General features: G+C 74.0%; 18 protein-coding genes and 1 pseudogene. 7 read left to right on the forward strand and 12 right to left on the reverse strand.

Annotated features, from left to right (window positions below):
- The first annotated feature begins 116 nt into the window (after nucleotides 1-116).
- Entirely contained in the window at nucleotides 117-3,020 is a 2,904-nt protein-coding gene (locus ABZ459_RS19735) for a pyridoxamine 5'-phosphate oxidase family protein (RefSeq protein ID WP_357971846.1), read from the forward strand.
- 25 nt (nucleotides 3,021-3,045) lie between these two features.
- On the opposite strand, the gene ABZ459_RS19740 is transcribed toward ABZ459_RS19735, so the two are convergent.
- Genes ABZ459_RS19740 through ABZ459_RS19750 form a run of 3 tightly spaced genes read right to left on the reverse strand, consistent with a single transcriptional unit; the run spans nucleotide 3,046 to nucleotide 5,942 of the window.
- Entirely contained in the window at nucleotides 3,046-4,170 is a 1,125-nt protein-coding gene (locus tag ABZ459_RS19740) for a M50 family metallopeptidase (protein ID WP_357971848.1), read from the reverse strand.
- A 46-nt stretch (nucleotides 4,171-4,216) separates the two neighbouring features.
- Nucleotides 4,217-5,062, reverse strand: a complete 846-nt coding sequence (locus ABZ459_RS19745) for a universal stress protein (RefSeq protein WP_357971850.1) — start codon at nucleotides 5,060-5,062, stop codon at nucleotides 4,217-4,219.
- A gap of 40 nt (nucleotides 5,063-5,102) precedes the next feature.
- Nucleotides 5,103-5,942 carry a universal stress protein gene (locus ABZ459_RS19750; RefSeq protein ID WP_357971852.1) on the reverse strand — a complete coding sequence of 280 codons (840 nt, stop codon included), beginning with the start codon at nucleotides 5,940-5,942 and terminating at the stop codon, nucleotides 5,103-5,105.
- Nucleotides 5,943-6,165: 223 nt separating this feature from the next.
- On the opposite strand from ABZ459_RS19750, the gene ABZ459_RS19755 reads away from it, so the two are divergent.
- Nucleotides 6,166-7,077 carry a universal stress protein gene (locus ABZ459_RS19755; protein WP_357971854.1) on the forward strand — a complete coding sequence of 304 codons (912 nt, stop codon included), beginning with the start codon at nucleotides 6,166-6,168 and terminating at the stop codon, nucleotides 7,075-7,077.
- 1 nt (nucleotide 7,078) lies between these two features.
- Here the strand turns inward: ABZ459_RS19755 and ABZ459_RS19760 are convergent, their stop codons facing one another.
- From ABZ459_RS19760 to ABZ459_RS19775, 4 genes and pseudogenes are all read right to left on the reverse strand, one after another.
- A complete protein-coding gene (locus tag ABZ459_RS19760; RefSeq protein WP_357971856.1) occupies nucleotides 7,079-7,798 on the reverse strand; it encodes a universal stress protein in 720 nt (239 codons plus the stop codon).
- 134 nt (nucleotides 7,799-7,932) lie between these two features.
- A pseudogene (locus tag ABZ459_RS19765) lies at nucleotides 7,933-10,228 on the reverse strand (phosphoketolase family protein).
- Nucleotides 10,229-10,501: 273 nt separating this feature from the next.
- Nucleotides 10,502-11,350, reverse strand: coding sequence for a universal stress protein (locus tag ABZ459_RS19770; RefSeq protein WP_357971858.1), 849 nt, complete (start codon nucleotides 11,348-11,350; stop codon nucleotides 10,502-10,504).
- A gap of 16 nt (nucleotides 11,351-11,366) precedes the next feature.
- Entirely contained in the window at nucleotides 11,367-11,927 is a 561-nt protein-coding gene (locus ABZ459_RS19775; protein ID WP_357971860.1) for a universal stress protein, read from the reverse strand.
- A gap of 237 nt (nucleotides 11,928-12,164) precedes the next feature.
- On the opposite strand from ABZ459_RS19775, the gene ABZ459_RS19780 reads away from it, so the two are divergent.
- Nucleotides 12,165-14,678, forward strand: a complete 2,514-nt coding sequence (locus tag ABZ459_RS19780) for a cation-transporting P-type ATPase (RefSeq protein WP_357971862.1) — start codon at nucleotides 12,165-12,167, stop codon at nucleotides 14,676-14,678.
- 45 nt (nucleotides 14,679-14,723) lie between these two features.
- Here ABZ459_RS19780 and ABZ459_RS19785 read toward each other — a convergent pair whose 3' ends face one another.
- From ABZ459_RS19785 to ABZ459_RS19795, 3 genes are read right to left on the reverse strand one after another with little or no spacing between them, the layout of a single operon-like run.
- A complete protein-coding gene (locus ABZ459_RS19785) occupies nucleotides 14,724-15,242 on the reverse strand; it encodes a flavodoxin domain-containing protein (protein WP_357971864.1) in 519 nt (172 codons plus the stop codon).
- A 1-nt stretch (nucleotide 15,243) separates the two neighbouring features.
- On the reverse strand, nucleotides 15,244-15,714 hold the full coding sequence (locus tag ABZ459_RS19790; RefSeq protein WP_357971866.1) for a CBS domain-containing protein: 471 nt from the start codon (nucleotides 15,712-15,714) through the stop codon (nucleotides 15,244-15,246).
- The gene (locus tag ABZ459_RS19795) at nucleotides 15,711-16,568 is read right to left on the reverse strand and encodes a universal stress protein (protein WP_357971868.1); all 858 of its coding nucleotides are present in this window, start codon (nucleotides 16,566-16,568) and stop codon (nucleotides 15,711-15,713) included. Before ABZ459_RS19795 ends, ABZ459_RS19790 begins: the two co-directional genes overlap by 4 nt.
- 221 nt (nucleotides 16,569-16,789) lie before the next feature.
- Here ABZ459_RS19795 and ABZ459_RS19800 point away from each other — a divergent pair, with 221 nt between their 5' ends.
- Entirely contained in the window at nucleotides 16,790-18,043 is a 1,254-nt protein-coding gene (locus ABZ459_RS19800) for a hypothetical protein (protein WP_357971870.1), read from the forward strand.
- Nucleotides 18,044-18,053: 10 nt separating this feature from the next.
- On the opposite strand, the gene ABZ459_RS19805 is transcribed toward ABZ459_RS19800, so the two are convergent.
- A complete protein-coding gene (locus tag ABZ459_RS19805; RefSeq protein ID WP_357971872.1) occupies nucleotides 18,054-19,235 on the reverse strand; it encodes an acetate kinase in 1,182 nt (393 codons plus the stop codon).
- Nucleotides 19,236-19,439: 204 nt separating this feature from the next.
- Between ABZ459_RS19805 and ABZ459_RS19810 the strand changes: the two genes are divergently transcribed.
- Nucleotides 19,440-20,045 carry a CBS domain-containing protein gene (locus ABZ459_RS19810; protein ID WP_357971874.1) on the forward strand — a complete coding sequence of 202 codons (606 nt, stop codon included), beginning with the start codon at nucleotides 19,440-19,442 and terminating at the stop codon, nucleotides 20,043-20,045.
- Between the two features lie 52 nt (nucleotides 20,046-20,097).
- Here ABZ459_RS19810 and ABZ459_RS19815 read toward each other — a convergent pair whose 3' ends face one another.
- Nucleotides 20,098-21,264, reverse strand: a complete 1,167-nt coding sequence (locus tag ABZ459_RS19815; RefSeq protein ID WP_357972103.1) for a PQQ-binding-like beta-propeller repeat protein — start codon at nucleotides 21,262-21,264, stop codon at nucleotides 20,098-20,100.
- A 373-nt stretch (nucleotides 21,265-21,637) separates the two neighbouring features.
- On the opposite strand from ABZ459_RS19815, the gene ABZ459_RS19820 reads away from it, so the two are divergent.
- Nucleotides 21,638-22,459, forward strand: coding sequence for a MerR family transcriptional regulator (locus ABZ459_RS19820; protein ID WP_357971876.1), 822 nt, complete (start codon nucleotides 21,638-21,640; stop codon nucleotides 22,457-22,459).
- A 265-nt stretch (nucleotides 22,460-22,724) separates the two neighbouring features.
- Nucleotides 22,725-24,185: an endo-1,4-beta-xylanase gene (locus ABZ459_RS19825; RefSeq protein WP_357971878.1), complete on the forward strand. Its 1,461-nt coding sequence runs from the start codon at nucleotides 22,725-22,727 to the stop codon at nucleotides 24,183-24,185.
- The last annotated feature ends 280 nt before the right edge of the window (nucleotides 24,186-24,465 follow it).

The raw sequence follows: 24,465 nt of genomic DNA on the forward strand, positions 1-24,465 counted from the left end.
GGCCCGGATCAGTGCCGTACGCCCCCGGTGGCAGGGACCAACGTCCCTGTCTTGGGGATGAGGCAGGTGGGTAGCGTCATCGGCATGGCCGCCTTGACCTGCTCCGCGGGGTCGCGATGAACCCGTGGACGCTCACGTACGAGGGCTTCGCCCCGGCCTCGGCCGGGTTGCGCGAGGCGCTGTGCACGCTCGGCAACGGCCGCTTCGCCACCCGCGGCGCCACGCCCGAGGGCCGGATCCGCACGCCCGGCACCTACCACGCGGGCTGCTACGACCGTCTGGCCTCCGAGGTGGGCGGCCGGACGGTCGTCAACGAGGACCTGGTCAACCTGCCTGACTGGCTGCCGCTCGGCTTCGCCACGCCCGGCCAGGACTGGTTCAGCCCGGAGCTGGCCGAACTGCTCGGCTACACCCAGGAGCTCGACCTGCGCCACGGGGTGCTGCGGCGGGAGCTGCGCTGGCGCGACGCGCGGGGCCGGGTCACCCGGGTGCGGCAACGCCGCCTGGTCTCCATGGCCGATCCCGTCCTGGCCGCCCTGGAGACGACCTTCACCGCGGAGAACTGGTCGGGCCCGCTGCGCGTCCGCGCCGGGCTGGACGGGCGCGTCACCAACAGCGGCGTCGAACGCTACCGCGCCCTGCGCGGCGACCACCTGACGGGACACGCCACGGGCCACCGCGACGAGCTCACCTGGCTGACCGCGACCACCCGCTCCTCACGCGTCACCGTCGCGCTCGCCGCCCGCGCCGACGCCCCCTCCCCCGGCTCGCCCTCCATGGAGCCGGACCATGTCACCAGCGAGCACGTGCTGGTGGTGGCCGAGGGCACGCCGGTGACGTTCACGAAGGTCGTCGCCCTGCTGACCTCGCGCGATCCCGCCGTGCACGACCCGCTCTCGGCCGCCCTGCGGCGCGCGGCCACGGCCCCGGGCTTCGCCGAGCTCCTGGACGCGCACGCCGCGGCCTGGGAGCGGCTGTGGGAGCGGGCCGAGCTGAACGTGGACGGGCCGGAGCTGTCGCAGATCGTCCACCTGCACATCTTCCACCTGCTCCAGACCCTGTCGCCGCACACCACCGACCTCGACGCCGGGGTGCCGGCGCGGGGTCTGCACGGGGAGGCGTACCGGGGGCACGTGTTCTGGGACGAGCTGTTCGTCCTGCCCTGGCTCAACCTGCGTTTCCCCGAGATCTCCCGCGGCCTGCTGCGCTACCGGTGGCGGCGCCTGCCGGAGGCCCGCGCGGCCGCCCGGTCGGCCGGGTACGACGGCGCGATGTTCCCCTGGCAGAGCGGCAGCGACGGCCGCGAGGAGACCCAGACCTACCACCTCAACCCCGACTCGGGACGCTGGCTGCCCGACGTCTCCCACCTGCAGCGCCACGTCGGCCTCGCCATCGCCTACAACGTGTGGCAGTACCGCCTGGCCACCGGCTCCATGCCGGCGTGGTGCGCCGACCTGCTGATCGGCATCGCGCGGTTCTTCGCCTCGCTGGCCGTGCTCGACCCCGTCTCCGGCCGGTACGAGATCCGCGGCGTCATGGGCCCGGACGAGTACCACACCGCCTACCCAGGCGCCGCCGAACCGGGCCTGGCCAACAACGCCTACACCAACGTCATGACCGTATGGCTGCTGCGGCACGCCCTCCGGCTCGGCGCGGCCGGCGCGCGGGAGGCGACGCGGTGGGAGGACATCACCCGCCGCATGCGGGTGGACTTCCACGACGGCGTCATCAGCCAGTTCACCGGCTACGCCGGGCTCGCCGAGCTGGACTGGGAGCGGTACGCGGGCGTCCGCCGCCTCGACCGCGCCCTGGAGGCCGACGGCGACGACGTCAACCGCTACAAGGCGTCCAAGCAGGCCGACACGCTGATGCTGTTCTACCTGCTCGGCGCCGACGAACTGCTGGCGATCCTCGACCGGCTCGGCTACCCGGCCGACCCCGGCCTGATCCCGCGGACGACCACCTACTACCTCGACCGCACCAGCCACGGCTCCACGCTGAGCGCCGTCGTGCACGCCTGGGTGTTGTCGCGCTGCGACCGGGCGCGCTCCTGGCAGTTCTTCGCCGAGGCGCTGGTCGGGGACGTGCACGACGTCCAGGGCGGCACCACCGCCGAGGGCGTGCACCTGGGCGCGATGGCCGGGACCGTGGACATGCTGCAACGCTGCTACCTGGGCCTGGAGCCGAGGCCCGAGGGCCTGCTGCTCGACCCGCTGCTGCCCGGACGGCTCGGCACGCTCTCGTTGCCCGTCCTGTTCCGCGGCCGCCGGATCACCGTCGAGGCCGACCACGACGGCACGCGGGTCGACGGCGTCCCCGTGCCGGGCGGTGTGGGCCTCGTCCTCACGGAGAAGGAGATGATCATGACGAACAGTGGCGACTTCGGACGCCGGGTGATCCACCACCGCGACCGGCTGGGGCTCACCGTCGACCAGCTGGCCGAGCGCGCCGACATGTCCCCCGGGTACGTCACGTACCTGGAGGGCCACCTCGGCATCCCCGACAGGAACACGGTGACCCGCCTGGCCACCGCCCTGGAGACGACCCCACAGGACCTGCTGGGCGGTGGCCGCGACCGCCCGCCGGGCCCCGGCGCCGGCCCGGACGAGCCGGTCATGGAGGTCCTCGACCCCGAGGAGTGCCTGCGCCTGGTCGCGCCGGGCGGGATCGGGCGGATCGCGTTCAACGGCTCGCACGGGCCCACGGTGCTGCCCGTCAACTACCGGCTGCACGAGGGCGCCGTGCTGTTCCGCACGTCCCGCGGCGGCCCCATGGACCAGGACCTGCGCACCGGCCTGGAGGGCGTGGACATCATGATCGGCTTCCAGGTGGACCGGATCGACGAGGTGCGCAAGGAGGGCTGGAGCGTGCTGATCCAGGGGCCCGCCCACCACGTGCCCGAGGACGAGGTCGCCAAGCTGGCCGACGCGGGCGTCACGCCCTGGGCGGGCGGGGAACGTCATCTCTACATCCGGATCGTCCCGCACCAGGTCACGGGACGCCGCGTGCACGGCCTGTGAGCCGGCCGCCGTCGTGACGCGGGCCTCACAGGGGGGTGGCGGGCCGGAGCAGCGCCTGCTGCAGCGTCCGGCCGAGGTCGGCGTCGGTGATCATGCCGGTGACCACGCCGCCCTCGACGACCACCGCCGACAGGCCGCCCACCCGCGAAGGACGTTCCAGCAGGGCGGCCGCGTCGTCGCCCGGCGACAGGACGCGCGGCGGCTTCTGGGCCGCGACCAGCGTCTCCACCCTGGTGTCCCCCCTGCGGTCGGCGGGCACGGCGAGCAGGGTCTCCAGCGAGACCACGCCGAGCGGCGCCCCGTCGAGCCCCACGACGGGGAAGACCGACTGGTGGGAGCCGAGCACCACCGTGTCGACCAGCCCCTGCACGGTCAGCCACGCGGGGGCCAGGTCCGGCGTGGCCGTCATGACGTCCCGCACCAGCACTCCCCCGAGGCCGCGCCGGGCCGCCCTGCTCATGATCTCGCCGCGGGCGGCGCCCGCGATGTACCAGCCGGTGATCACCACCCACATCCCGCCGAGCGGGTTCCACACCCAGATCACGACGAACCCGGTGAAGGTCAGCACGAGGCCGATCGCGTAACCGGCCCGCGCGGCACTGGCGTCGGCGCGGGCGCGATCGCCGTGGCGGCTCCACAGCAGGCCGTGCAGCACCCGCCCGCCGTCGAGCGGGCTGCCGGGCAGCAGGTTGAACACGCCCAGGATCAGGTTCATCATGGCCAGCCACGCGGCGGCGGCCCTGGGCACGCCCGGCGGCAGCACGGCCGTGACGGCGAGGGCGAGACCGCCGAGCAGCAGGCTCACGAGCGGGCCGGCGGCCGCCGTCGCCACCTCGGCCCCGGGCGTCCGCGCCTCGTCGCGGAACTGCGTGACGCCGCCCAGCGCCCAGAGCGTGACGGACTCCACCTCCATGCCGCACCGCTTGGCCACCAGCGCGTGCGCCAGCTCGTGCGCGAGCAGGGACACCATGAGCAACAGCCCGGTGAGCACGCCGGCGACCCAGTACGCCGTGCTGCCCGCCCCCGGGGCGGCGACGGCCAGGACTCCGGAGCCCAAGGCCACCGCCACGAGCGCGACGATGCCCAACGCGGACCAATGAGCGCCGACGGGGATGCCCGCCACCCGTCCGAAGCGCAGGGTTTGCCTCATACTTCCAGCTTGCATGCTTCTCGACCCTTCTGACCAGGGACGACCTCTAGGGGCGGACCACCGCGACGGCGCCTCTGGCGTGGTGCAGCACTCCCCTGCTGACCGAGCCGAGCACCAGCGAACCGAACGCGCCCCGCCCGTGGGAGCCGACCACGATCAGGTCGCAGGGGGCGCCGGTGAGCGCCTCGACCGGATGCGCGCTCTGCACGTCCTCCACGACCGTCACCTCGGGACACCTCTCCCGCCATCCGGCCGTCCGGGCGCGGACCGCCCCGTGCTGGGCGGCCCGGACCTCGCCCAGGTCGTAGGCGATCTCCGGGGCGAAGGCGTGCACGGGGATCTGCCAGGCGCGGATCAGGCGGAGCCGGGCGCCACGCAGCCTGGCCTGCTCGAAGGCGTAGCCGATGGCCGGCTGGCAGACGTCGGAGTCGCCGATCCCGACGCCGATCTCGCCGACCGGCCCGCCACCCTCCGCGCGCACCACCACCACGGGACAGGCGGCGTGCCCGGCCACGTGCATGGTCACCGATCCCAGCAGCGCGCCGGCGAACCCGCCCAGCCCCCGGTTGCCGATGACCAGCTCGTCCGCCTGGCGTGCCTGGTCCAGCAGGACGGCCGCGGGCGCCCCCTCGACGACCTCGGCGTGCACCCGCACCGACGGCTGCCGGTCGCGGGCGGCGGTCTCGGCCGCCTCCAGCACCTTGGCCGCCGCCATCAGCAGGTAGTTGCCCTGGCCGTAGTCGGGGAACCTGGTGACGGCGTACGGCTGCCGGTCCAGGGCGTGCACGATCCGCAGCTCCGCGCCCGTCCGCGCGGCGTCGTCGGCGGCCCATCCGACCGCCGCGGCGCCGGGGGCCGAGCCGTCGGCTCCCACCACGATCAGACCGGCCATGACGCCCCCTCGTCCGACACTCGGAACACCTCCGGTCCCGTCATCCCTTCTCCGCACGCGGCCGTACCACCGCCACCGGGCAGGCCGCGTGGTGCAGCACGCCGTGGCTCACCGAGCCGAGCACCGCGGAGGAGAAGCCGCCCCGTCCGCGCGAGCCGACCACGACCAGGTCCGCGGCGGCGGCCGCCTCGGCGAGCGCGGCCACCGGGTGCCCGCGCACCTGCTCGTCGGTGATCACGACGTCGGGGTGCTCGCTCCGGCACGGGTTCACCCGTGCCTGCGCCGCCCGCGCCTCCTCCTGGAAGGAGTCGGCCAGCAGGTGGCTGTAGGCCGCCCAGTACGGCGAGACCGCCGGCGCCTGCCAGGCGTAGACCACGTGCAGGCGGGCGCGGCGCGCACGGGCCTGCTCGACGGCGTACGCCAGGGCCTGCCGCGACCCCGCCGAGCCGTCGTCGCCGGCCACCACCAGGTCGTGCCGGACGGCGACCACCCCGCGGACGACCACGACGGTCCCCGCGGCGTGCCCGGCCACCGCCCTGCCCACTGACCCCAGCACCATGCCGGCGAAGCCGCCCATGCCCCGGCTGCCCAGCACCAGGCTGTCGGCCGCGGCCGATTCGACGATCAGCGCGTCGATCACGTTGCCCGCCAGCATCTCGGCGGTGACCTCGACGCCGCCGCCGATCGCGCGGGCCCTGCCCGCTGCCGCCTCCAGCGCGCCCACGCAGTACCGGGCGCCGTCCACGCCGAGCACCCACTGCTCGCACACGTGCACGAGCCGGAGCGGCAGCCCTCTTCGCTGCGCGTCGCCGGCGGCCCATTCCACCGCGGCGGTCGATGACGCGGAGCCGTCCACCGCGGCCACGATCCGTCCGCGCATCTTCCCTCCTTCACGCCTGCCAGGTCCCCATACCCGCCATAACGGATATAAGGGGCGTAAACACACCAAAAGTCGCCGCTGTCACCTCCAACTTCGGGACGCCGCGTGCGACGGGCAAGCAGGCCAGGCCAAGAATTTCCGCAACCGTGGGGCTCGTCCCGCCGGTCGCGGGAAGGCTCATCCGGGCAGGTAAACCGGACAGATCTCGCTCCCGGAGGCGGCAGTGATCGACGAACCCGCCGGCCGGCCCGTGCTCGTCGGGTACGACGACTCGACCGAGAGCCGCCACGCGCTGCACTGGGCGGTCGCCGACGCGCGCCTGCGCGGGCTGCCCGTCCTGGTCTGCCACGCTCTGCACTGGCCCTACGCCCCCAGGCCCGTCGCCCAGGAGATCATCCGGCACGTCGAACCGGTGGCGCTCGGCATCGTGGACGAAGGCGTCCGGCGCGCCAGGGAGCTGGCACCGGAGCTGGACGTCCAGCCGCTCCTGGGCCGGGGCACCCCCTCGGCGGTGCTGCTGGAGGCCGCGCGCGAGGCGGAGCTGACGGTGCTCGGATCCCGCGGGCAGGGCGGGTTCGAGGGCCTTCAGGTGGGGTCGGCCGCCGTCCAGGTGCCCGCGCACAGCGTCACGCCGGTCGTGGTCGTCCGGCCGCCGCTTCAGCCGCCCACCCGCCAGGACGTCAGGGTCGTGGTCGGCCTCGACGGCTCGCCCGCCAGCCTGGCCGCCTTCGACCTCGCCCTGGACGAGGCCGCCCTGCGCGAGGGCACCGTGACGGCCCTGTGCTGCTGGACCGACTGCGGGTCGTCGTCCTGGCAGGAGCCATTGCCCTTCGTGGACTCGCACGCGCTGCGCAAGGGCGCGGAGAACCGCTTCCGCGAAGTCGTCGCCCACCTGGCCCGCAGACGTCCCGAGGTGACGGTGGTCACCGAGTTCCTGACCGAACGCCCCCAGCGCGTGCTGATCGAGGCCTCCAAGGACGCCACGCTCCTTGTGCTCGGCAACCGGGGGAACGAGGCCCCTCCCTGCCTGCTGCTCGGAGCGGTGACGCAGGCCGCCCTGCTGGAGGCCAGGTGCCCGGTCGCGGTGGCGCCCGGCGCCGTCCTGAATCCGCGGCTGCCGCCCGCGTCCGGGTGACTCAGGAGGTCTCAGGGGCGGTCGCCGGCACCACCGCGACGGGGCAGGGCGCGTGCTGCGGAAGGGAGCTCGCGGTGCCGAGGTGCGCGGCCCGCGTCCGGCCGACCACGACCAGAGTCGCCCGCTCGTGGGGCTCACCCTGCTCCACGTGGACCTCCGGACGGCGAGCCGCCCACTCCCCCAGGTCGGCGGAGGCCGCGAGGGGCAGCCCGCGCATGGCCGCCTCGGCGAACGCGAACTCGACGACCGCCGCGTCCGGCTCCCGCTCGGCCAGGACGACCGGGCCGGGACGGGTGGCCTTGGGCAGCGGGCCCGGCCCGCGTACGACGATCACCGGGCACTCGGCGTGCGCGGCGGCGTACCCGGCCACCGAACCGACCACCACCCTGGGCAGCGCGCTCAGCCCTCGCGAGCCGACCACGACGAGCGTGGCGTCGCCGGACAGCTCCACCAGCCGCTGGGCGGCCGAACCTTCGTACAGGTCGGTCTCCACGCGGATGCCCGAGCTGGTGGAGCGGGCGCACTCGGCGCCGTGCCACAGGACGTGCTCGGCCGCCTTGCGCAGATGGGCCTTGGCCTCCTCGTCCGCCTCGCCGTACGGCCATTGCCAGGCGTGGACGACGGTCAGCGGCAGGTTCCTGAGCTCGGCCTCGTCCAGCGCCCAGTCCAGGGCCTGCACGGAGAAGTCCGAGCCGTCGTAGCCGAGCACGATGCGATCCATGTCCGTGGTCCCTTCAGAGGTCGCTGGGATTCAGCCTCGGTCCCGCGGGGCCGGCCGCCCGCGGTGGAGCGGCCCTGCTTGACGGGACCTTGGCCCTCCTTTTCCGGCCGCGCGGGGCCGGCGTCGTCGGTGCGTCACCAGGTCCAGTCGCGGACCGCGGGGGCGTCCTCGCCGTGCTCGCGGGTGTACGCGCGGGCCGCCAGCCGGGCGTCGGCCATGCGCTGGCGCAGGTGCGCCTGGGTGGCGCCCAGGCCGGGCACCCGGTCGATGACGTCCATGACCAGGTGGTAGCGGTCGATGTCGTTGAGCATGGCCATGTCGAACGGCGTGGTCGTGGTGCCCTCCTCCTTGTAGCCGCGCACGTGGATGTTGGGGTGGCCGGTGCGGCGGTAGGTGAGGCGGTGGATCAGCGACGGGTAGCCGTGGAAGTTGAAGACGACCGGCCTGTCGGTGGTGAACAGGGCGTCGAACTCGGCGTCCGGCATGCCGTGCGGATGCTCCGACGGCGGCTGCAGCCGCATCAGGTCCACCACGTTGACGACGCGGACCTTCAGCTCGGGCAGGTGCTCGCGCAGGAGTGGCCGCGGCGGCCAGCGTCTCCAGGGTGGGCACGTCGCCCGCGCAGGCCAGCACGACGTCCGGCTCGGCCCCCTCGTCCGAGGACGCCCAGGGCAGGACGCCGAGGCCGCGGGTGCAGTGGGCGACGGCCTCGTCCATGGTGAACAGGTCCAGCACCGGCTGCTTGCCCGCCACGATCACGTTGACGTAGTCGCGCGAGCGCAGGCAGTGGTCGGCCACCGAGAGCAGGGTGTTGGCGTCCGGCGGCAGGTAGACCCGGACGACCTCGGCCTTCTTGTTGACGACCACGTCGAGGAAGCCGGGGTCCTGGTGGCTGAAGCCGTTGTGGTCCTGCCGCCACACGTGCGACGACAGCAGGTAGTTGAGCGAGGCGACGGGCCGCCGCCACGGGATCCTCTTCGCCGACTGCAGCCATTTGGCGTGCTGGTTGAACATGGCGTCGATGATGTGGATGAACGCCTCGTAGCAGTTGAACAGGCCGTGCCGGCCGGTCAGCAGGTAGCCCTCCAGCCAGCCCTGGCACAGGTGCTCGCTGAGCACCTCCATCACCCGGCCGCCCGGCGCCAGGTTCTCGTCGGCCGGCTCTACCTCGGCGTTCCAGGCCCGCGTGGTCGTCTCGAACACGGCCTGCAGCCGGTTGGAGGCGGTCTCGTCCGGGCCCATCAGCCGGAAGTTGTGCGGGTTGGCGGCGATCACGTCCCGCAGGAAGGCGCCCAGAACCCTGGTCGGCTCGGTCGACTGCGCCGCGGGCGACTTGACCTCCACCGCGTGGTCGCGGAAGTCGGGCAGCGCCAGCGGGCGCAGCAGCTCGCCGCCGTTGGCGTGCGGGCTCGCGCTCATCCGCGCCGGCCCCTCCGGGACCGTCCCCCACAGGACGGGCGCCGGGCGGCCCTCGGCGTCGAACAGCTCCTGCGGCCGGTACGAGCGCATCCACTCCTCCAGCATGGCCAGGTGCGCCGGGTTGTCGCGGACGCCCGACAGCGGCACCTGGTGGGCCCGCCAGGTGCCCTCGACCGGCTTGCCGTCCACCTCGCGCGGGCCGGTCCAGCCCTTCGGCGTGCGCAGGACGATCATGGGGAGGCGTTCCAGGCGGCCCTCCTTGTAGGCGGCGATCTCGTCGAAGACGGTGTCGAGGGTGCGCGCCATCTCCTCGTGGTCGGGGCCGACGAGGTGGGGGCGGTAGCCGTAGCCCTCCATGAGCTTGACCAGCTCGTCCTGCGGGATGCGGGCCAGGACGGTCGGGTTGGCGATCTTGTAGCCGTTCAGGTGCAGGATCGGCAGGACGACGCCGTCGCGGTAGGGGTCGAGGAACTTGTTGGAGTGCCAGCTGGCGGCCAGCGGGCCGGTCTCGGCCTCGCCGTCGCCGACGACGCAGGCCACCACCAGGCGCGGGTTGTCGAAGGCCGCGCCGAACGCGTGCGCGAGCGAGTAGCCCAGCTCGCCGCCCTCGTGGATGGAGCCGGGGGTCTCGGGTGCGACGTGGCTGGGGATGCCGCCGGGGAAGGAGAACTGCCGGAACAGCCGGCGCATCCCGGCGGCGTCCTGGGAGATCTCGGGGTACTTCTCCGAGTAGGAGCCCTCCAGCCAGGCATGGGCGACGGCGGCGGGCCCGCCGTGTCCCGGACCGGCGATGTAGATCATGTCCTGCCGGCGTTCGGCGATGATCCGGTTGAGGTGGGCGAAGCAGAAGTTCAGCCCCGGGGTGGTGCCCCAGTGGCCGAGCAGCCGCGGCTTGACGTGCTCGGGGCGCAGCGGTTCGGTGAGCAGCGGGTTGTCCAGCAGGTAGATCTGCCCGACGGACAGGTAGTTCGCCGCGCGCCAGTAGGCATCGATGTGCTGCATCGTCGTCATGATGACGATGATTTCCCGATGCGTTCCCGCGCCCTAGGGACCTTGGTCCCCTTCTCGGGGGGCGGAGGGCGGACGTCCGGCGGCGAGGGCGGCGGCCACCGTGCTCCACCGGGCCGCCCCGCAGAAGCGGCTGGAGGCCCAGGGCGCCGGCGACCGCGAGTCCCGGCCTTCCCGCTCGGCCTCCCCTGGTTCTGGTTACCGGCCCGCCGCCAAGACAAGGGCAAAGGCGCTCCACGCCCGTCCCAACGCCCGCGCCAACGCGACGAGGGGCCGTCAGTCCTGCGGCCGGACGACCGCCACCGGGCAGCGGGCGTGGTGCAGCACGCCGCGGCTGACCGACCCGAGCAGCGCCGACCCCAGCCCGCCGCGCCCGTGCGACCCCACCACCAGCAGGTCGGCGTGGTCGGAGGCCGCGGTGAGCGCGTCCACGGGGTGCGCCGACGGCGTCTCCCGCACGACGTCGACCTCGGGGTGGTCGGCGGCGAACATGTTCACCAGGTCGTCGACGACCTGCTGCTGTGCCGCGCGGACCTCGTCCATGGCGTAGGCGGCCTCCGGCGCGAACGCGTGCACGGGCAGCTGCCAGGCGTGCAGCACCCGCAGCGTGGCGGCCCGCAGCCGGGCCTGCTCGAAGGCGTAGGCGAGGGCGGGCACGCACTCCGGTGAGTCGTCCACCCCCGCCACGACCTCACCGCGCACCTGCTGCCGCTCGCCGCGCACCACCACGACGGGGCAGCGGGCGTGCCCGGCGACGTGCGTGCCGACCGAGCCCAGCAGCGCGCCGGCGAACCCGCCGAGACCGCGGCTGCCGAGCACGATCTCGGTGGCCTCCTTCTCCAGCCCGCGCAGCACGACGGCCGGCAGACCTTCGACGTCCTGCGTCGTGACCTCGACGGACGGCTGCCGCTCCCGGGCCAGCTCCTCGGCCTCCCGCAGGATGCGCTCGCCCTCGTCCCACAGCAGGTCGGGCACCCAGCCCGGGGAGAACCGGTGGATCTGGTACGGCGTGCGGTCCACGGCGTGCACGATCCGCAGCGGCAGCCGCCTGCGGAAGGCGTCGTCCGCGGCCCATGCGACGGCGGCGCGCGAGGCCGCCGAGCCGTCGGCTCCTGCAACGATCATGATGTTCCCTCCTTCGTCACCTTCCATGAGACCCGGCCTCCCGCCGCCCCTCGCAGAGCCGAAGGTCGGCCGGGCCATGGCCGAAGAGCCTTCCCCGATGCCGTCCGGCGAAGGCGGGCGGCCTCGACGGCGTCCCGCCGTCCGTCGCCGTGGGCCGCACCACGACCACGGGGCACGGCGGCAGGCGCAGGCACGACAGCAGCACCGCGCCGAGCCGCCCGTCCCCGGCGGGCCGCGCGGCGGAACCGAGCACCAGCAGGCCGGCCCCGCGCGCCTGGTCCGCGAGCGCCGTCTCGGGGCGGCCCCGCACGAGGCGCGCCTCGACGGCGACACCGGGGAACCGGTCCATGACCAGGGCGACCGCCTGATCGAGCACGACACTCGCGCGCGCCTCCTCGAACCCGGCGGGCCGGGACGGGCACGGCGCGTACGGCGCCCTGTGCTCGATCGAGGGTTCCCAGGCGTGCACCACGACCAGCCGCGCCCCGCGACGGCCCGCCTCGTCGGCGGCCCACAGCAGCGCGGCCTCGCAGTCCTCGGTGCCGTCGGTCCCGGCCACGATCAGGCGAATGCTCATACCTCCACGATCCGGCCGCGAGACCGGGACGGAACAGTGCCGAAGGCCCCTCTCCCGGTGACTTTCGACCCTGCCGCCGTCCGGCCGGCCTCCGGAGGCTGGAGGAGCGGGACGGCCGGCCGCAGAGCCGGCAGACCTGCACGTTTACCGCCCTGAGCAGGGCGAAGACTAGATCCTGAAGACACTTGGCATGACTCCGCCGACCCGAAGGCCACGGCGGGCAGGAAGGACACCCACGTGACGCCCTCGTCCTCTGGCCTGTCGTCGGCGGAGGCAGCCGTACGCCTGGAACGCGACGGCCCCAACCTGCTCCCGCGCAAACCGCCCACCCCGCTGTGGCGGCGCGTCGTCACCCAGCTCCGCGATCCGCTCATCATCGTGCTGCTGATCGCGGCGGCGCTGACCGTCGGCACCGGCGACTGGACGGACGCCGCCGTGATCGCGCTGGTCATCGTGGTCAACACGGCCGTCGGCGTGACGCAGGAGGTGCGCGCCGACCGCGCCATCACGGCCCTGGCCGAGCTGGCCACCCCGGAGGCCCGCGTCGTGCGCGACGGCCACCAGCGGCAGATCCCCGCGGGTGACGTCGTGGCCGGAGACCTGCTGGTGCTCGCCGAGGGCGACATCGTCCCGGCCGACGCCGAAGTGGTGGAGTCGGCCGCGCTGCTGGTGGACGAGTCGGCGCTGACGGGCGAGTCCGTCCCGGTGGACAAGGACGCGGGCGCGGCGGTCTCCTCGGGCACCGTCGTGGCGCGCGGCAGGGGCCGGGCGGTGGTCACCGCGATCGGCGCGGCGAGCGCGAGCGGGCGCATCGCCGCGCTCATGGTCAAGGGCGCCGGTCTCACGCCGCTGCAGCGCCGTCTGGTCGGCGTCGGACGGCTGCTGGCCGGTGTCGCGGTGCTGCTGTCGGCTCTGGTGCTGGTCCTGGGCCTGGTCCGCGGCCAGCCGGTCGAGCTGATGGTGGTGACCGCGATCAGCCTGGTGGTCGCCGCCGTGCCCAAGTCCCTGCCCGCGGTCGTGACCCTGAGCCTGGCCCTGGGCGCCCGCCGGATGGCGGCCCGCGACGCGCTCGTCCGCAACCTGCCCGCCGTGGAGACGCTGGGCTCGGTGACCGTGCTCGCCACCGACAAGACAGGCACCCTCACCGAGGGCCGGATGGTCGCCCGGCACCTGTGGACCCCGGCGGCCGAGGCCACGGTCACCGGTTCCGGCTACGCGCCCGACGGCGGGCTCGCCGCCGGCCGGGACCCGGACGAGTTCGCCGCGCTGCTGACCGCCGCGGCGTTGTGCAACGACGCCCGCCTGCGCCCACCCCAGGAGACCGGGGAGGAATGGACGGCGCTGGGCGACCCCACCGAGGCCGCGCTGCTGGCCGCCGCCGCCCGGCTCGGCATCGACCGCGCGGGCCTCCAGGAACGTTTCCCCAGGGCCGCCGAGCTGCCCTTCGACAGCGACCGCAAGCGGATGAGCACGGTGCACCTGCTGCCGGGCGGCGGCGTCCGCCTGATCTGCAAGGGCGCCCCGGAGGCGCTGCTCCGCCCGGACGTGCTGACCGACGCCCCGGAGCTGCGGGCCCGCGCCGCCGAACGCGCCGACCGGTTCGCCCGGGACGGCTACCGTGTGCTGGCGGTGGCGAGCGCCGACCTCGGCGCCGTCCCGCGACCCGTGCGGGAGGACGGGCTGAGGCTGCTCGGGCTCGTCGCGATCCAAGACCCGCCGCGTGCGGCGGCGGCCGCGGCCGTGGCCGACTGCGCACGGGCCGGCATCAGGACGGTCCTGATCACCGGCGACCATCCCGGCACCGCCCGCGCGGTCGCCGCCGACCTGGGCATCATCGGCGCCGCCGACCGGGTCGTCGACTGCCGCGAGCCCGGCGCGCTCGCCGCGGGCCCGGCCGGCGTCTACGCGCGGGCCACCCCCGAGCAGAAGCTCGACATCATCGAGGGACTGCGCAGCCGCGGCGAGGTCCTGGCGATGACCGGCGACGGCGTCAACGACGGCCCGGCCCTGCGCCGCGCCGACATCGGCGTGGCCATGGGAAAACGCGGCACGGAGGTCGCCCGGCAGGCCGCCGACCTCGTGCTCGCCGACGACAACCTGGACACCGTCGTCGCGGCCGTCGAGGAGGGCCGCCGGGTCTACGCCAACATCCGCCGTTTCCTGGTCTACGGCCTGTCGGGCGGCGCGGCGGAGATCGCGGTGATGGTGCTGGGCCCGTTCGTCGGGTTGCCGCTGCCGCTGCTGCCCGCGCAGATCCTGTGGATCAACCTGCTCACCCACGGCCTGCCCGGCGTGGCGCTGGGCGGGGAGCCGGCGGTGCAGGGAACCATGTCGCAGCCGCCGCGTCCGCCGGGCCAGAGCATCATGGGGGCGGGCCTGTGGCAGCGGGTCGTGCGCATCGCCGTGGTGCTCACCGCCGTCACCCTGGGCGTCGCCGTCTGGGGCTCGATGACTGGGCGGCCCTGGCAGAGCATGGCCTTCTTCGCCCTCGGCGCCACCCAGCTCGGCGTGGCGCTGGGCACCAGGACCCGCCCCGGCACCCTGGCCAACCCGATGCTGCTGCTCGCCGTGGGCGGCGCGTTCGTCCTGCAACTGGCCGGGATCTACCTGCCGCCGCTGCGCGAGCTGCTCGGCACCCGGCCGCTGGCGCCTGGAGACCTGCTGGTGGTCGTCGCGCTGTCCGCGCTCGGCTACGCCGCCGCCCGCCTGGACCGGATCCTGCACCCGTCCCCCACGCCCGCGCGGCACTGAAACGGCGCCCGGCGGAAACCGCCGGGCGCCGTTCTCGGCGGGCTGTCAGGACGCGGGCACCGGGAAGGACGCCGCCAGGCTCTCGCCCCACTGCCTGGCCCGCTCCAGCTCGCCCGGCACCAGCGGCCCCTGCGTGCCGGTCACGTAGAAGCTGCACGGCGGCACGGCGAGCCTGACGCCGAGACGGCGCAGCCGCTTGGCGACCGCCCGGCCCGCCGACCCCGGCAGGCGGGGCTTGGCCACGCGGGTGTCGAACGCCGCCGAGCAGAGCCCGGCCGACGACGTGCTGAGCGAGGCCAGCCACTCGCGCACGCCCCTGCCCCGCGACACCAGCGGCCCGGCGGCCTGCTGGGCGGCCGAGTCGCGGGTGGAGGCCCGGCTCATGGAGAAGGCGTGCGTCGGGCCGCCCACCACCAGCAGGGTGACCTCGTCCCCCACGTGCGCGGGGGCCGAGCCGACCTCCGCCACCGTGGCCCGCATCCGGGTGGCCAGCCCCTCCGCCACGGCCTGGGCGATCCGCTCGGTGTTGCCGTACATGGACTCGTAGACGACCAGTGCCTTCATCTCACGCCTCCCGCCGTTCCGGCAGGATCGGTTCGAGGTGGAACATCCCGGTCACCACCTCGCTCGGCTCGGGCTGCGGCTCGATCCGTCCGGCGACCGCCGACAGGACGTCCCGGGCGGTGATCAGGCCCACCAGGCCGTCGTCGGACAGCACGGGCACGGCGTCCACGTCGGCGTCCAGCATGGCGGCGGCGACCCTGCTCAGCGGGGTGCCCGGCCCCACCCGGGGCGTGCGCGCGCCGCCGAGCAGGTCCCGCACCTCGCGGCCGGACTGCTCCTGCGGCCCGCCGGACCAGGACGCGGCCAGGCGCTCCCGGGTCAGGATGCCCAGCAGGCGCCCTCCGTCGACGACCGGCAGGTGGTGCACGCCGGCCCGGCGCATCAGCTCCCACGCCATCAGCGGCGACTCCTCGGCCTTGACGGCCACCAGGACGCGGCTCATGACCTGTCCCGCCGTCGGCGACCCGTTCATGACCGCTCCTCCTCGCCCGGCCGGACCACGGCGACCGGGCAGGTCACGTGGTGCAGCACGCCGTGGCTGACCGAGCCGAGCACGGCGGAGGCGAACCCGCCCCGGCCGCGCGAGCCCACGACGACCAGGTCGGCCGATCCGGCCGCCTGCATCAGGGCGGTGACCGGGTGGGCGCACGGCTGCTCGTCGGTGACGACCAGGTCCGGGTTGGCCTCCCGCCAGGGGACGACCCGCTCGCGCGCCGCGCCGGTCTCCTCGCGCATCAGGTCCTGGATCAGGGTGTTGTACGTGACCGCGTACGGGGAGAAGACGGGCATCTGCCAGGCGGAGACCACGTGCAGCCGGGCGCCGCGGGCCCTGGCCTGCTCGACGGCGTACTCCATGGCCGCCTGCGCGTCCCGCGACCCGTCGTAGCCCACCACCACCCTGCCGTGCTCGGGGGCGGCGGGGGCGGCGGGGGCGGCGGGGGCGCGGACGACCACGACCGGCCCCGACGCGTGCCCGGCCACCGCCAGGCTCACCGAGCCGACCGTCATCCCGGCGAACCCGCCGAGCCCCCGGCTGCCCAGCACCACACCGCCGGCCGTCGCCGACTCGCGGATCAGCTCCCCGGCCACGTTCCCGGACAGCAGCTCCGTCGTCACCTTGACGCCGCCGGCCAGCGCGCGGGCCCGGTCGGCGGCCTCCTCCAGCAGGCGGGCGCAGTGCTCGGCGTTCCCCTCGTGCAGCCACTGCGGGCCGACGTGCACGAGACGCAGGTCCAGGCCCCGCCGCCGCGCGTCGCCGGCCGCCCATTCCACCGCTCCGGTCGCCGGGACGGACCCGTCCACACCGACGACGATGTGAGTGCTCATCGCGCATCTCCTTCACCGGTCGAAGCTCTCACCATCAGGCTCCTCCGGCGGGCGGCGCGGCGCCGGAGGAGGAAGTCCCGCCCGGCAGGGCCGTTGGTCCTCATCGGGTTGGCGGGGAAGTTCTGGCACGATCCGGTCACGCCACCGCCTCGCCTTCCCACGCTCTGTAGTGTCGAGAGGCGACCCTCGCGCAGTAGCCCGCTCAACGTGAGGACGTCCTCATGACCGACGAAGCGGTTCCCCCCGTCGCAGAACCCGTCGCGCCCGCCCGCACCGGCGGCCTGCTGGAGAAACCCGAGCTGGCGGAGATGTTCGCCCTGGCCAAGAAGCTGGACGGCACCTGGCCGGTCTTCGCGCGCAGCCTGGGGCCCGGCGACGACCCGGCGCTCCTGCGCAGCCGCTACCGGGCGGTGGCCGCGTCCACCGCCCGGTGGTCGGTGCGGCGCAGGCACGTCGAGGACAACGTGAGCGGCTGGATCCTGCTGCCCATGCTCGGCGCGGCCGTCGTCTTCGTGGTGTCGGTGTTCTCCGTCACCTCCGTGCAGAGGATCTTCCTGGCCGTCCTGGGCCTCGCGGTCTACATACCGATCGCCGTCTGGATCGAGAACCGGCGTCATCGCCCGCTCTTCCGCTACGTCCTCGACCCGCTGATCACGGTGGTGGGGGTGGCCTGCTTCCCGGCCGCCCTGTACCTCCGCCAGGCGACCGGCCCCGCCTGGGCCGTCGACCTGGCGAACCGGGAATGGATGCCGATCCCCCAGAGCATCGGCGCCGCCTGCTGTGCCCTGCTCGTCGGGATGATCCCGGTCAAGGTGGTGATGTGGCAGTGGGACCGCGAGTCCCGCACCCCGCCCACCGAGCCGCTCTTCGAGCAGCTGGCGGCCATCCTGGCCCGCGCCGAGCCCGGCCGCCGCGGCCAGCTCCCGCCGGAGGCGCGCAGGGAGATCCTCGGTCTGCTGGGCAAGGTCGCCTTCCTGCTACGGGTCTGCATCCCGACCGTCGCCCGCGGTGGGACCCCGCTGACCAGGGCCGTCGTCCGCGCCCGCGCGGTCGAGGCGTCCAGGGCCGTCATCGACCTCCAGTTGTGGGTGGCGCTGCCGTCGCCGACCGCCTACGACGACCTCCGCACCCGCGTCGCCGAGCTGACCCGCACCGTCATCACGGGCGAGTACGACCGGCTCCCCACCCGCGACACCACCCCCGAGGACACCCGCCGGACGTGGCACGCCCGCGTCCTGGAGACCGTCCGGACCCTGGTCATCGCCCTGCTCCCGGTCGCCGGCCTGGTGACCGCCGACCGGCTGGGCCTCCGGCTCCCGTCCCCCTTCGACGACGGCGCCATGATCGCCGTCGTGGCCTGGGCCGTCGTGCTCCTCCTGGGCCTCCTCGACCCGAACTTCGCCTCCCACCTGGCCGCCGCCCGCGACCTGACCACGCTCTCCCCGTTCAACCGGACCACGGACAAGGGCGCGTAGCGCGGCCCGCTCAGCCGGACGTCAGCCGCGCGAACGTCTGGTGGGCGATCTCCCACTCCTCGTCGGTGGGGATGACGAGGACGGGCACCTCGGCGCCGGGGACGGACACCGCACGCTCACCGGACGCCCCCGCGGCGTTGAGCACGGGGTCCACCGCGATGCCGAGCCGCTCCAGCCCCGCCAGGCAGGCGGCGCGGGTGGCGGCGTCGTGCTCGCCGACGCCGCCGGTGAGCACGATCGCGTCCACCCGGCAGCCGAGCAGCGCGTGGTAGGCGCCGACGTACTTGCGGATGCGCCGGGTGTAGATCTCCAGGGCCAGCCTGGCCTCGTCGTCGTCGCGGGCGCGTACCTGGCGCATGTCGCCGGACCCGGTGAGCGCGAGCAGGCCGCCGCGGTGGCTGAGCTCGTGCTCCACCTGCTGGGCGTCCAGGCCGCCGGTGCGGGCCAGGTACGCGGCCAGGGCCGGGTCGACGTCGCCCGAGCGGGTGCCCATGACCAGCCCTTCCAGCGGCGTCATGCCCATGGAGGTGTCGACGCTGCGCCCGCCGGAGATCGCGGTGGCGCTGGCGCCGTTGCCGAGGTGGAGCACGATCAGGTTGAGATCGTCGAGGTCGCGGCCCAGGACGGCCGCGGCGCGGCGGGAGACGTACGCGCACGAGGTGCCGTGGAAGCCGAAGCGCCGCACGCCCTGCGCACGCCACTCGCGCGGCACCGCGTACGTGTACGCCTCGGGCGGCAGCGTGCGGTGGAACGCGGTGTCGAACACGGCCACCTGCGGCACGTCCGGGAACACCTTGAGCGCCAGCCGGATGCCGGTCAGGTTGATCGGATTGTGCAGGGGCGCGAGCGGGGCCAGCTCCTCGATCGCGGCGATGACCTCGTCGTCGATGAGCACCGCCGCGGCGAACCGGGTGCCGCCGTGCACCACCCGGTGCCCGACCGCGACCGGCGCCGGCTCGGGCCCCGCGGCGGCGAACGCCGCCAGCATCGCCTCCAGCCCGTCCCCGTGGCTGGGGAAGGGACGCTCACGGACGTACGGCGGCCCGTCCCCGCCGTGGTGCGTGATCCGCCCGTGTTCCTCCCCGATGCGCTCGACCAGCCCTCTGGCGGCGCGCTCGCGGGTGTGCGGATCGACGAGCTCGTACTTGATGGAGGAGGATCCCGTGTTCAGCACGAGAATGGGGTCGGCCATGCCCAAGACCCTAAGTCCGTTCCGGGGGTCGGGTGGCGGCACGGATCTCGTTCGGGACTTCCGGCCCTACCGGACCGGCCGCGCCCCGGGTTGTGATGGGAGAGCCACGAGGCCGCCACCCCCGGACGGAGCGGGCCGTGGAGACGACCGTCGTGGCAAGCTGACCTGCGAGACCGACGACTCCGAGTGGGAGGCCAGACAGCGATGCTCGTCCGCGAGGTCATGAGCAGCCCGGCCGTCACCGTCCGCGACACCGATCCGGTGCGGCGGGCCGTCCGGGTCCTGCACGGCCACGACATCACCGCCGCGCCCGTCGTCGACGACGACGGCCGGCTCGTCGGCGTGGTCAGCGAACTGGACCTGCTGCGGGGGGAGTTCGGGCCCGATCCCCGCGCGACCGTCCGCCCGGCCGCGCCGGCCGAGGAGCCGCTGCCCCGCCAGGTGATGGACGTCATGAGCCGCGACGTCGTCACGGTCACCGAGACCACGGACGTCACCGTCGCCATCGACCTCATGGTCCGCGAGCGGGTCAAGAGCCTGCCCGTCGTGAACGGCGGCCGGATCGCCGGCATGGTCAGCCGCCGCGACCTGATGGCCATGCTCGCCCGGCCCGACGAAGACCTGCGCCAGGCGGTCGAGGCCGCGCTGCGCGAGCAGTACCCGGCGGGCCCGAGCTGGGACGTCGCCGTCCGCGACGGCGTGGCCGAGCTGCGCGGGCCGTCCCGGCAGCAGGCCGATCACGTCGCCGGTGTGCTGGCCCGCACGGTGCCCGGCATCGTGCGGGTCAGACATGTCCGGCCGTCGCCGTGAGAACCGTCCGTCCAGGACGCGGTCCTCACCCCGGCGGTCACTCTCCGCCGGGTCAGCCGACCAGCACGTCGTCGCCGGCGCCGACGCCGATCGTGGCCAGGCCGTCGCGCAGCCATCGCGGGGCGACGTCGTCCTCGAAGCGACGCCGGTCGACGACGCGGCCCGTGCGGGCGTCGAGCTTGACCAGCGTGGTCGCGTCCTGCGCGACGTAGGTGTGCACGCCGTCCGTGAGCACGGTGCCGTCGCGCGCCGTGTCCAGGTCGCGGCGCCAGGCGACCTCGCCGTCGGCGATCCGGTAGGCGGTCACCGCGGTCTTGGAGCGCACGGTCAGCAGCTCGTCCGACACCCCCATCGCGCTCCCGTCCGGGTTGTCCCGCAGCCCCGCCGACGGGACGCGCCACAGCACCTTCCCGTCCCGGACCTCGCGGACGACCAGGGCGCCGCCGCCGTCCACGGACGCCAGACGCTCGGCGCCGAGCGCACGCGCGTGCCACAACCTCCCGCCGTCGAACCCCCACAGCCGCCTGCCGTCCGCGGCGCGGAGCGCGACGTTGGACTCCGCGCCCGCGCAGTCCCGGAAGAGCAGGACGAGCTCGCCCTCGCCGCGGGCCCCGAGGTCGGAGTCCCCCGTGGGGCAGGAGGCGGACGATCCGGACGGGAAGGACCAGCGGATGGTTCCCGTGCGTCCGTCCAGCACGTCGAGCCGGCCTTCGTGCAGGATCACCAGGAGGGGCACGGAGCCGTCCCTGGCCACCGAGATCTCCCAGGCCGCCCCCCATTCCTCGTCGTAGGCCCGGTTGGCCTCGTGGTACGGGCCCTGCGGCAGGTCGGCCCGCCAGACGATGCGGCCGTCCGGCACGTCGACGAGGCTGACCCGGCCGTCCCGCCGGACGGCCGCGATCCGGCGGTCGTCCACCCGTACGTGGCCTACCGAGTCGTCGGCCCAGGCGTTCTCGTACCGCCAGACCGGGGATCCGTCCGTGATCCGCTCCGCTGCCAGCCCTTCGGCGTGCGGGTCCCACAGCGGGCGCACCGCCACGTCACCGTAGACGTCTGCGATGGCGGAGACCCTGCCGACGACGTCGATCGCCGGCGTCCCCCACCCCACCGGACGCCAGGGATGGGAGGACTTCCCCGCCGACGTCATGCTCTCGCCCGGCAGGCCGACGAGACCGAGCAGCAGGACGCTGACGACGGCACACGACACGATGTGGATCATCCGCACAGTCCCAGCATGCCTGCCGAGCGCGACCTGTACGACAAAACCGAAAAATCACCCGGCCGACCGCTCATTCAGTACACACACCCCGGGAAGGGGCTCGGCGGCCTGCTCGGGATGGGGGCCGCCGTCGTACGACCGCCAGTCGCCCGACGGCACCAGGCCGGGGTCAACTCGCCGAACAGGCCCCGGACCCCGGCCTCGCTGCGGGCCCGCACCGGGTCGGCCGTCCGGCCGTGGACGGCCCTGCCCGCCTCCTGGGCGGGCGCCGGGATGGTGTCCGCGCAGACATGGCCGATCGCCGGACGGCTGCCGGGCACGAGACCCGCGCGTCGTTTGTCTCCGCCCCAGGGGCAGACCCCATACTCATGCGGTGTCCGATTTGATGACCACTGGACAGTTCGCCGCGCGGTCCAACCTGACGCTCAAGGCGCTGCGGCTCTACGACGCCAAGGGGCTGCTGCCGCCCGCCGAGGTCGACCCCCGCACCGGCTTCCGCCGTTACGGCCGGGCGCAGCTCGCCGCGGCCCGGCGCATCACGCTGCTGCGCGCCATCGACATGCCCCTCGCCGAGGTCGGCAGGGTGCTGCGGCTGGACGGGCCCGCGGCGGTCGAGGCCATCGCGAGGCACTGGAGTCACCGCGAGGAGCAGTGGCGGGCACGCCAGTCGCTGCTGGCCTACATCCGGCAGGTCTTCCTGGAGGACGCGACCCCCGCGTACGAGGTGCGCCTGCGGGACGTGCCCGAGCAGCGCGTGATCTTCATCCACGGCCATGCGCACGCCTCCGGCCTGGCGGACTTCATCACGAACGCCTCGGCCGCGCTCTTCGCCCACCTGGGGGCGGCCGGCGGGTGCCTGTCCGGGCCGCCGTTCGCCGTCTTCCACGGCACGGTGAGCGAGGACTCGAACGGCCCGGTGGAGGTGTGCCTGCCGACCGGCGGCCCGATCGAGCCCGCCGGCCGGATCGGCGTGCGGCTGGAGCCGTCCCACCGGGCCGCGTACGTCGAGGTCAGCAAGGAGCGGTGCCACTATCCGGCGATCCTGCCGGCGTACGACACGCTCAGGGCCTGGCTGGACGACCACGGGCTGGACCCGGCGCTGTCCATGCGCGAGATCTACCACCCGAACTGGGAGACGGCGGGCCCGGCGGAACACGTCGCCGACGTCGCGGCCCCGTTCGCGCCGCCCTCCTGAGCGACGGCCCCCCGGGGACGTGAAACTTTCACGGCCCCACCGGCCAAGCCCGGCCGAAATGTTTCAAGGTCATAGACCCAGGACGAGCGCCCATACTGACCAAGACGATCCCGAAAGTTTTATCAGATTCTTGACAGCTTTCGGCGTGATCCACACACTGAGTGCCCGAGGCCGGCTTCCCCACCCGCTCCCGAGCGCCTTGGGCGCACCCCTCCGAAGTGCGTCCGCACGACCTTTCCCATGATTCGCGTACGGAGGCTCAAGCATGCGTAGCACCGCCATGCCCTCACCGACCGCCGGACGGCCGCCCAGCGCGCGCCGCCGGGCACTGATCACCGGCGCGATCGGCGCGCTCGGCCTGCTCACGGCACTGGCGACGGCGATTCCGGCCGATGCCGCGGCGAGCACGCTCGGCGCGGCCGCCGCGCAGAGCGGCCGCTACTTCGGCACCGCCATCGCCGCCGGCAAGCTCGGCGACTCCGCCTACACGACGATCGCCAACCGCGAGTTCACCATGGTGACGCCCGAGAACGAGATGAAGATCGACGCCACCGAGCCCAACCGGGGGCAGTTCACCTTCACCAACGGGGACCGGGTCTACAACTGGGCCGTGCAGAACGGCAAGCGGGTACGCGGGCACACCCTGGCCTGGCACTCCCAGCAGCCCGGCTGGATGCAGTCGTTGTCGGGCAGCTCGCTGCGCCAGGCGATGATCGACCACATCAACGGCGTCATGGCCCACTACAAGGGCAAGATCTACGCCTGGGACGTGGTCAACGAGGCCTACGCCGACAGCGGCGGCGGCCGGCGCGACTCCAACCTCCAGCGCACCGGCAACGACTGGATCGAGGTGGCCTTCCGCACCGCGCGCGCCGCCGACCCGGCCGCCAAGCTGTGCTACAACGACTACAACATCGACAACTGGACCTGGGCCAAGACGCAGGGCGTCTACAACATGGTCAAGGACTTCAGGGCCCGAGGCGTGCCGATCGACTGCGTCGGCCTGCAGTCGCACTTCAACGGCAACAGCCCGTACAACAGCAACTACCGCACGACCATCCAGAGCTTCGCCGCGCTGGGCGTGGACGTGCAGATCACCGAGCTGGACATCCAGGGCGGCTCGGCCACCACGTACGCCAACGTCGTCAACGACTGCCTGGCGGTGCCGCGCTGCACCGGCATCACCACCTGGGGCGTTCGCGACAGCGACTCCTGGCTCGGCGCCGGCGCCACCCCACTGCTCTTCGACGGCAACGGCAACAAGAAGGCCGCCTACACGGCGGTGCTCAACGCGCTGAACGGCGGCGGCACGACACCACCGCCCGGCGGCGGCGACGCGGGGCAGATCAGGAGCACGGCCGCCGGCCGCTGCGTCGACGTGCCCAGCTCCAGCACCACCGACGGCACCGCGGTGCAGCTGTGGGACTGCAACGGTCAGAGCAACCAGCAGTGGACGCGGACCTCGGCCGGAGAGCTGAAGGTGTACGGCAACAAGTGCCTGGACGCCGGGGGCACGGGCAACGGCGCCAGGATCCAGATCTACTCCTGCTGGGGTGGCGACAACCAGAAGTGGCGCGTCAACTCCGACGGCACGATCGTGGGCGTGCAGTCCGGGCTGTGCCTGGACGCCGTGGGCGGCGGCACCGGCAACGGCACGGGGCTGCAGCTGTACAGCTGCTGGGGCGGCAGCAACCAGAAGTGGACCTACAACGCGGCCGCCGCGTGAGCGTCTCCGGCCCGTCGCTCCGGCCCGGCTTCGCCCGCTGACCGCACCCCCTCCCCCGGCCCGGCGTGGCCCGGGGGAGGGGTCGCCCCCCGCATCCATGCCCCTGTCGACAGGTGACTCCCATGAAACTTTCATGGTGACGAGCCGTGCGACGCCGCCTCCGTGAAGGCAGAACTCCAGGCGGGAAGGCGTCCGCAGGACAAGGCCCAGCTCGGCGAGCGATCCCCTCGTTGACGCCGGAACGAACCGTCGGATGTACTCCCTCACTACGGAGCAGTCC

Origin of the sequence: Nonomuraea sp. NPDC005692 (assembly GCF_040631115.1) — a bacterium.
Lineage (GTDB): Bacteria > Actinomycetota > Actinomycetes > Streptosporangiales > Streptosporangiaceae > Nonomuraea.